General features: G+C 67.8%; 6 protein-coding genes and 1 pseudogene. 2 read left to right on the top strand and 5 right to left on the bottom strand.

Annotation, left to right across the window (positions count from 1 at the left end):
- Window positions 1-487 precede the first annotated feature (487 nt).
- Both AB0J57_RS34660 and AB0J57_RS34655 read right to left on the bottom strand, forming a co-directional pair.
- Window positions 488-1,339 carry a GNAT family N-acetyltransferase gene (locus AB0J57_RS34660; protein WP_366132404.1) on the bottom strand — a complete coding sequence of 284 codons (852 nt, stop codon included), beginning with the start codon at window positions 1,337-1,339 and terminating at the stop codon, window positions 488-490.
- Window positions 1,340-1,477: 138 nt separating this feature from the next.
- Window positions 1,478-1,792 (bottom strand): hypothetical protein, encoded by a 315-nt coding sequence (locus tag AB0J57_RS34655; RefSeq protein ID WP_366132403.1) that lies wholly within the window; start codon window positions 1,790-1,792, stop codon window positions 1,478-1,480.
- 80 nt (window positions 1,793-1,872) lie between these two features.
- Between AB0J57_RS34655 and AB0J57_RS34650 the strand changes: the two are divergent.
- Window positions 1,873-3,597, top strand: a pseudogene (locus AB0J57_RS34650) (Helicase associated domain protein); the annotation flags it as partial.
- A 59-nt stretch (window positions 3,598-3,656) separates the two neighbouring features.
- On the opposite strand, the gene AB0J57_RS34645 reads toward AB0J57_RS34650, so the two are convergent.
- The 3 genes from AB0J57_RS34645 to AB0J57_RS34635 are packed head-to-tail and all read right to left on the bottom strand — an operon-like array spanning window position 3,657 to window position 7,116.
- Window positions 3,657-5,504 carry a hypothetical protein gene (locus AB0J57_RS34645; RefSeq protein ID WP_366132402.1) on the bottom strand — a complete coding sequence of 616 codons (1,848 nt, stop codon included), beginning with the start codon at window positions 5,502-5,504 and terminating at the stop codon, window positions 3,657-3,659.
- A complete protein-coding gene (locus AB0J57_RS34640) occupies window positions 5,501-5,983 on the bottom strand; it encodes an ABC-three component system middle component 2 (RefSeq protein ID WP_366132401.1) in 483 nt (160 codons plus the stop codon). The genes AB0J57_RS34645 and AB0J57_RS34640 overlap by 4 nt, the downstream gene beginning before the upstream one ends.
- Complete coding sequence (locus AB0J57_RS34635) at window positions 5,980-7,116, bottom strand: ABC-three component system protein (RefSeq protein WP_366132400.1); 1,137 nt, start codon at window positions 7,114-7,116, stop codon at window positions 5,980-5,982. Before AB0J57_RS34635 ends, AB0J57_RS34640 begins: the two co-directional genes overlap by 4 nt.
- An 872-nt stretch (window positions 7,117-7,988) precedes the next feature.
- On the opposite strand from AB0J57_RS34635, the gene AB0J57_RS34630 reads away from it, so the two are divergent.
- Complete coding sequence (locus AB0J57_RS34630) at window positions 7,989-8,153, top strand: zinc-ribbon domain-containing protein (protein WP_366132399.1); 165 nt, start codon at window positions 7,989-7,991, stop codon at window positions 8,151-8,153.
- Window positions 8,154-8,319 lie beyond the last annotated feature (166 nt).

Raw genomic sequence — 8,319 nt, 5'->3', positions numbered from 1 at the left:
CGAGCTTCGCTCGGCCGTGAGACGCCTCCCGCTTCGCGGGAGGCTAGGGATACCCGTCTCGCTTCGCTCGGCGTAGGCCCGCTTCGCGGGGGTGGTCCGGCTCGCTTCGCTCCCCGGCCCCGGCCCTGGGGGCTCTGGCTGGATTTTTGCGAAGGGGTTTGAGTCTGCGTCAGGTATCCGGTCCGCTTCGCTCCCCGGGTACGCCCGCTGACGCGGGCAGCAGCACGAGGAGGGTGCTCGCTACTGCCCGGCGGCGGGGCTTGAGGTGGGTAGCCTTGCAGCGCCGGGCTTCACACCGTAGCACGATGCTTCATTTCGATGCGTGGATCGAGTCTGGCGCAGGGCGGGCGCAGCTCTGCTCATGCCGACGGCATCCACCGCGTCACTTGTCCCGTGCAAGCTGCGTCGACGGGACCTGACAAGCACTCACCCAACACGGGGTCACGGGACAGTCTCCTGGCGGCTTGGACAGCCACGTGCTGGCGTATCACAGGGTGTAGGAGTACAGCCGGTCGATTTCGGTGAACCCTGCTGACTCGTAGAGAGCGTTCGCCGCTGTCCGGTCACGCTCGTCCCCCGGCGGGGCGTCGTCGTCCACGTACAGGATCACCTGCGTGGCGCCGAGCCCGGCCAGGACGTCCAGGGCGGAACCGAGCATGGCACGGCCCAGTCCCTGCCCGCGTGCGTGCGGTTCGACACCGATCCACCACAGCACACCCGTGCCCTGAACCGGCAGGCCAACGACTGCCTCAGCGACTGTCCTCAGGCCCTTGCGGGCCACCAGGCGCCGGGCGTCCTTGCCTCCCGAGTCGGCGCCCACCTTGACATCCGGCAGGCGGGGCAGGCCAGGCACGGGGAGGTCGGCCCGCATATACCGCCACAGGCGCTCGCCCGTGAACCCGGCGCGCTCCAGCGCGGCGGCCGTGGCGGGCCGGTGCCGGACCGGCAGGGCCTCCAGACCGAGGGACAGGGCGGAGGCGAAGTGGAAGGCGTGCACCGGCCGGGGCGCGAGGGCGGTCACGGTGTGCCGGATCAGCGCGTCGGCGACGTCCGGGCGTTCCCGGCAGTGCAGCCACAGGAGCTGCCCCGTGCCGTCCTTCGGGCGCAGCGCGTACGAAACCACCCCGACAACCGCGCCCATGGAGTCCACAGCCACCAGGGTGGCCGGGGTGTCGAGCTCGGCCCACCAGCCCCCATCCACGGGCGAGCGCCCCGCCAGCGCCTCACCAAACATGGCGGGCGTGGCGTGCGGCTGACCCGGCAGCCGGTCGGCATTGACCAGCTCCACCACCACCGCCTGATCGGCCAGGGTGTAGGGGCGCAGCGTCACATCGCGCACGGGGCTCACAGTAACGACCATGCGGGGCTGGCAGCAGTCCCTGGTACGACAGCGACCCTCAGGCACCCTGCACGAACGCCGGCAGGCACGGCGACCGGCTCTACGACGACGCCAGCCCGCACGGGAGCAGCCGTGCGGCTAAAGTTCCCCGCCTGTCACAGTGCCCATCACGTCCACACCGAGCTCCTCGTGGAGGATGGTTGGCAGTCCCAGGGTGCCGCATTGGTTGCCTGGGCTGCCGACGGGCAGGGCGACACCGAGGCCAGTGATGATGCCGCTGTGCTGCTTCGTAGCACCAGCGGTACGAGGGCCACCGATGTTGACGCAGGCATTGTCGAAAGCCGCATTGCCGAAGCCGATGACGGAGGTAGCGCTCGCGGGTGCAGCGATGACGAGGGCACTGATGACGGCGGTAAGCAACGCCAGCGCGCCAGTAACGTGGATACGGTTCACGCACCACCAACGCAAACCAGCACAGGCAAGACACGGGAACCAGCCCGACCAGGAACGGCCCGATACCAGGCACCAGACCGTTCCACCAGAAGGTGGAGGAGGCCGCCACGTTCACGGAGAAGCTGCCGCATACTCCAGCCGGGCCCTACCCCGACGACGCCTCAGACGACGACCTGGCCGCCGTAGACCAGCTCCCCCCTCGTCGATCGCCCGGCCTTCTACGAGCCAGAGGCCAGACGCCACATACCCCCGGGCCGGGTGTGGTCGGCAGGGCTCGGTGGCGACCACTTCGTGTCCGAGCGCCGCCAGGTCCTGCGCCACTTCGCCAACAGCATCGACGCGGCCGGCCACCGAGTGCACCGGGCGTTCCACGCGTCCGTGCGTGTCCTCGAGAAAGGTGTGGACATCACCGGCGAGCGGGGCGTGGAGGCCATCTACTTCGCGGACACCCGTGGCTCCCAGGTAGAGATCGTGCAGAACATCGGCCGGGCGCTCCGCCTGAACCGCGACGGCACCAAGAAGGTCGCCCACATCATCGTGCCCGTCTTCCTCCAGCCCGGCGAGGACCCGACTGACATGGTCGCCAACGCCAGCTTCCGCCCCCTCGTAGCCGTCCTCCAGGGCCTGCGCAGCCACGATGAGCGCCTGGTCGAGCAGCTCGACTCCCGGGCCCTCACCAGCGGCAAGCGCAAGGCGCACATCCGGCGCGATCAGGACGGGCCGATCGTCGGGGCCGACGGCGAGGACCAGAAGCAGGACGACACCGACGCCGCTGCCGAGTCCCCACTGCTCCACTTCTCCACCCTGCGCGACGCGGCCACCATCGCGGCGTTCCTGCGTACGCGGGTGTACCGGCCGGAGTCGCTGGTGTGGCTGGAGGGCTACCAGGCGCTGCTGCGCTGGCGGAAGGAGAACGAGATCACCGGCCTGTACGCCGTTCCCTACGACGTCGAGGTCGAGGTCGGCGTCACCAAGGACTTCCCCCTGGGGAGGTGGGGGCACCAGCAGCGCAAGACGCTGCGCGCCGGTGAGCTCGATCCGCCAAGGAGCTGCTCGACGAGGCCGGGATGGTGTGGGAGCCGGGCGAGGAGGCGTGGGAGGCCAAGCTCGCCGCGCTCCGGTCGTACCGGCGGGCCACCGGGCACCTCGCGCCCCAGCAGGACGCGGTGTGGGGCGAGGGCGAGGCCATGGTGCCCGTCGGGCAGCACATGGCGAACCTCCGCCGGAATGGGGCGAAGAACGGCCTGGGAAAGGACCCGGAGCGGGCCGCCGTACGCGCGGCGCAGCTCACCGCCATCGACCCGGACTGGAACTGCCCCTGGCCCCTGGACTGGCAGCGCCACTACCGGGTCCTCGCGGCCTGGTCGAAGCCGACGGCAGCCTGCCCGAGATCCAGCCCGGCGTGCTGATGGACGGCGACGACATCGGCAAGTGGTTCCAGCAGCAGAAGCAGCCGGCCGTCTGGGCTCGGCTCCAGGCCGAGCAACAGGAGCGGCTGTCCACGCTGGGCGTCAAGCCGCTGGAGGCGCCCCCTGCCGCCCCGGCAACTGGGCGTACGGCGAAGGGGGCCGAGCAAGGCGCAGCAGGCGTTTCAGCGCGGCCTGACGGCCCTCGCGCAGTGGGTGGAGCGGAAAGGTCCGGACCGGCCGGTGCCGCGCAGCCACGCCGAGGAGATCGCCGTCGACGGGGAGGAGCCGGTGACCGTGAAGCTGGGCGTGTGGGTCTCGAACACCAAGAGCCGCCGCGACAAGCTCACCCAGGAGCATCTAGCCACGCTGCGAGACCTCGGAGTGGAGTGGGCGTAGTGCTGGCTGGAGAGTGGTCGGCCGCAGCATGGCCGGCCACTCGCCAATCTGGTCTACGGTCAGCCCGTGGGTGGCTCATCTTGGGGCGGGAAGAAGCCGAGACGTTCGGAACCGTCGGCGTCAAAGGCGTAGATCCTGGCACGTTCGGCGATGGTGGCGGGCGGAGTGCCGTTCTCGATTATGATGACCTGGCCCGGAGGGTCGTCGAGCAGGTCTCGGTAGAAGTGCTCCACAACGTCGGAGGTCATCAGCTCCGGATCAGCTTCCCGATTCTCAGGCTGTCGGTAGGTGAGCACGGGCGAGTCGAGCACGACGAATCCAGGGTGGATCAGACCGCGAGCAGTATTGCGGCGTGCCAGTGATACGGCGAAGGCCGCGTGGATGATGGACCGCATGCCCTGGCCCCGGCTCCCTCTGGGCCGCCCGTCGACTGCGATCTCTGCACTGGTCGCGTTGTAGGTGACGCGGTTCTCTCCGGGTACCTGCCAGGCCTGAAGCGTCTGGTGAATCGCCTGCTCGAAGTCTGAGACCTCGACAGCGGGAATGCCGTCCCGTCTGGCCGGTGGCGGGGTGGGCAGGGCATTCGACAGTGATGCCTTCATCTCTTCGAGCTGCTCGATCTGGGCGTGGATAGCCAACTCTTGCTCCAGGCGTGAGCGAGCTGCGAGGACCTCGCTGGTGTCTGTCGTAAGTGGTTCGAGCTGCTCCTCAAGTGCACGCAGTTCACTGTCGATGGCTGTGAGCTGGTCAGCGCGGCGGGAGCTCTCCGCGGTCAGATCTACCGCTTGAGCCTCGAGGTCTTCGATCGTGCTGAGGAGGTCGCGGTGCAGCTCCGTAGTCTTCCGGGTCTCAGCGGCAACAGCCGCTGCCAGTTGTGTTGTCTCAGCAAGGTGATGCCCAGGGTGCTGATGCTCTGGTTCTGCACCACAAAAGACACAGGTGCCGGTCTGGAAGTAGCCCAGAAGATTCCCAGCTTCACCGACCATGCGCAGGCGTTCGAGGTCCGACTCGTACTGCTCCCGTAGCAGTGCAAACCGGGCCAGAAGTTGACGCACTTCGCTGGCGCGCTGCTGATTGGCGCTGTCGCTGGCTTCCAGGTCACGGCGACGCTGCACGAGCGCGGAGCGGGAGGCGATGAGCCGACCGGATCTAGCTGTGGCGTTGTCCAGTGAGCTCTGCAGGCGAGCCATCTGCTCACGCAACTCGGACTGATTCGTGGCGATGGTGAGCTTTCCGCGGTTGTCGTCGATGAGGCGGTCGAGGATCTCAACCTGGCCTTTGCCGACCTTCCTCTCCACCGTGCCGGGCGCAGTCGGGCCGACTGGTTCGTCCTGCCCGGTGAGAAGGAGCTTGAGGACTGACTTCTCGCCAGTCTCGTTCTGCGGCAGCCCTGTGGTGAGGACCGGGGACCGCTCTCCGGCCATACGCGAGTCATTGATGACGGACAGTCGGGCCAGGTCCCGGAAGTTGAGCAGCCGTACTTCACCGCGCGAGTTCCGGAGGATCTTCAGGCCGTCGATTCCCAGCAGCTTGAGGAGGTATCGGGAGATGTTCCGCTGAGAGGTGGAGCTGTGCTTGAAGTTGAGCGTGGCATCGGCCGGCGCCGTGGTGAGCTTGCGCAGATCACTGTTGAACACGTCGATGGTGCTGTCCGCGAGCCCCCGGGAGAGGGTCAGGACCCTGCCATCGTCTACTCGAAGCCCGAGCAGGATGCGGCTGTAGCCCTTGTCCTCCGGGATGGGCTTGAGCTCGCTGGCGCCCAGCATGTAGTCCACGGACTTCTCGATGTAGGACTTGCCCGTCTCGGAAGCGCCGTAGATGACCGTCAGGCCCGGGCTGAACTCAACGGTCGCGGGGGGCTTGCCCACTCCGAAGAATGTCAGGTGTACCAGCGTCAGCCTGTTCACAGGACGTCCCCTTCGGCTGAGTGCGGCGTGTCAGCGGTGAGGCGGTCGAACCAGCGCTGGGTGATCTGCTTCATGCCGTCGCGGACGTCCGTTTCTTCGTGCATGTAGGTGCTGACTAGCCAGGAGGCCCGTTCCGTGAGGAGCCCGACGTAGGGGGCTTCCAGGACGTTGAGGAAACTGGCGGCCTCCTCTGTGGCTCCGTACAGGAAGCCATCGTCGGTGGCGGTCATGTCGGCGAGGCCGGCACGCATCAGCACGACGAGTCCCTGCTCGATGAGGCGCCGGCGCAAGCCGAGTTCGCCAGGGCCGACGGGGAGGTCTGGGTGGAGGCTGGATGGGCCGTCGTCGAGGTCGCCGCTGTGGAGCATGGCGTGGTCGAGGTAGACGAGCTGGGCGACGTCCAGGCGGCGGGGGAAGGTCTCGGACAGTAGGACCAAGGCGCGGACGCCGACTTCCAGGGCGCTGTTGAGAGGATTCACGCGGACTCCTCTTTGCACCAGGTCAGCTTGTGGTCGTTCGCCAGATGGTGGCAGAGGCCCTTGAGGTCGATGACTTCCACGACGGGGGCGAGGACGTTGTGTGGGTTGGGCTGGTGGGCTGCGGCGGCGTCCAGGACGGCGTCCAGGCGGTCGTGTCCGCAGTTGTAGTCGCGGTCCTCGATGTCAACCACGGCGTTGTACAGGTTCGTTTCGATCTTCTTGTAGGTGGCCTCGGGGACGCTCTCGCGGGCGAAGACCCACAATGCGTCTGCGTGGAAAAACGCCTCTCGTTGTCGGGCCAAGTGCCGGTTGATCCGCTCGTGCTCGCGAGCCTGGGCAAGGGTCTCCAGGCTGAGGCCGTACTTCTCGTTGTAGACGTCCAGGAGCTTTTGCACGTAGACGGCCTCGTCAGCCCTCTGTTCTGCGGGCGCCGGATCGGCGTCTGGACGTGGCCTGAGCTGTTCCGGGAAACGCCGCACGTGGTGCGGGGTCGTCGCGTGCAGTTCCAGGATGTTGTCGATGTCCGCGGCCTCGAACATCGAAAAGTCCGTCTGCCGAGCGAGGTCCCCGACAGCCTGCCGTACGGCCGGGTCAAGATCGGTCCCGAGTTTAGAGTCCGCCTTGTCCCAGGCTTCGAGGAAGTCCTTCTTCAGTTTTGGAGGATGGAGGAGGAGCCGATCCAGGGTCTGGCCGATCTTCGGTGCCACGAAGACGTACCGAGCGGGCAGCTCGTACTCGCCCAGCACCTTCGCCGTGAAGATCTTGACCATCTCGGGCCATGCATCGCTCTGCGTCAGCGCCTTGCTGTAGTGCTTGCACTGGTAGCAGTGCCACTCCCCAGCAGTGCCCTGGGGAGTCAGACAGGCCGCGACGTCCGCTCCTCGGTCGCCTGCCCCGCCCATTCTCTTCACCCGGAGATAGGGTCGCCCGTTCCATAGGCCGAATGCCCGGACCCATTCGACGGTGAAGTCCTCCCAGTCGTCGGCCTTGTAGACATGGGCCAGGAGCTGTTGCGGGGTGAAGGTAGGAGCGCCCTGTGGAGCGGTGACCACCACCGGAGGCGAGGCCGGCTCCGGAATGTTCTCGAAGACCGGCCTCGCGCCGTCCCTGCCTGGCTGCAGCTCCCCCGCCACACTTCACCGCCCCCGATACCGAGCCGCCACGCGATATCACGCAACGTAGTCATATCATCCTGGCTTGCTCACCGTGAAGGCCGGAGTTCACCAATAGCAGCGAGTGGGGCCCGGCCTGGGGGCGGGCAGCAGCACGCTTCTCGTCCGCGATCCGCTGCTGGTCTCGCCGCAGAGCGTCCGCTCGGGCCTCCGGGGTGACGGGCGGGCCGAGGGTGATCGCCTCGGTGCCAGCCACCGGGGCCAGCGAGTACCGCAAGGGCGCTTTGCTGGACCGCGTGGGCAGGTGCAGATGGGCCACACCGGCCGGGAGCTCGGCACGCAGCGCTCCATGCCAACGGATCCACAGCGCGGGGCGCCCCGCGGAGTGCTTCGTCTCGAAGCTTGTCCACGGCGGTGCTCTCGTCCGCGCGGTCGATCTCCACGGCGATCGGTGGGCCGTCTTTGCGGATCACGCGCAGGTCCAGGTAGGCAGACCAGGACGGCGACCAGTAGGCGATGCAACCCCCGTGCTTCAGACGAGGCGGGTCGATGTAGCGGATCTGCGCCTCCGCTCTGCACCTCCACCCCGACGCTCCCACCCACTGCACCACCGCCCGGGTGATGGACTGGGTCGCCTCCTTGCCGGTCAGGCCGGTGAAGGAAAAGCCGGTCTCGGACAGGTAAGTGCGTAAGGAGACGGCGAGGCTCTCGGACTCGCCGGCCTCCGCCGGTTCATGGGCCATCCGGTGATTCTCCGCTCGCCCACTGACAACGGCCCGAAGAGTGACGGCGATCATACTCATGGCGTTTGACCCGATCTCCCGCCGGCGAATCGCTCCAGCCTGGTGACCTCGGCAAGGGCATGTCAGTGGCGCGCCCTACGGTGCGTACTCATGACACGTCGCACCCGATTCCTGGTCAACGAGCACCCGGCCATCGCCGCCCAGTGGCACCCGGAGCTGAACGCCGACCTGGACCTGGCGAGGATCGGTCCCGGCTCTCACAAGACGGTGTTATGGCGGTGCGACGACGGGCACGGGTTCCGCCGGCGGCCCTGACTACGCCCTCCGCACCCGGGGCAACCCGCCCGGGCCCGATCTGGCGCCGAGCAGGGGGGGGGGGCGGGCCCCCGGGGGGGGGGGGGTGGGAGTGGGAGAACAAACCCGCCCCCCTGGCGGGGGGGGGGCTGTTACACTTGTTCAGGTCCTCGGGGGCGGAGAGGGT

Origin of the sequence: Streptomyces sp. NPDC049837 (assembly GCF_040674455.1) — a bacterium.
In the GTDB taxonomy this organism is placed as follows: Bacteria; Actinomycetota; Actinomycetes; order Streptomycetales; family Streptomycetaceae; genus Streptomyces.
This window is presented reverse-complemented; position numbering and strand designations above follow the sequence as displayed.

What these genes read in the sequence shown, in the direction of transcription:
- AB0J57_RS34630 (WP_366132399.1), top strand. Translation starts at nt 7,989, where the DNA reads ATGACACGTCGCACCCGATTCCTGGTCAACGAGCACCCGGCCATCGCC.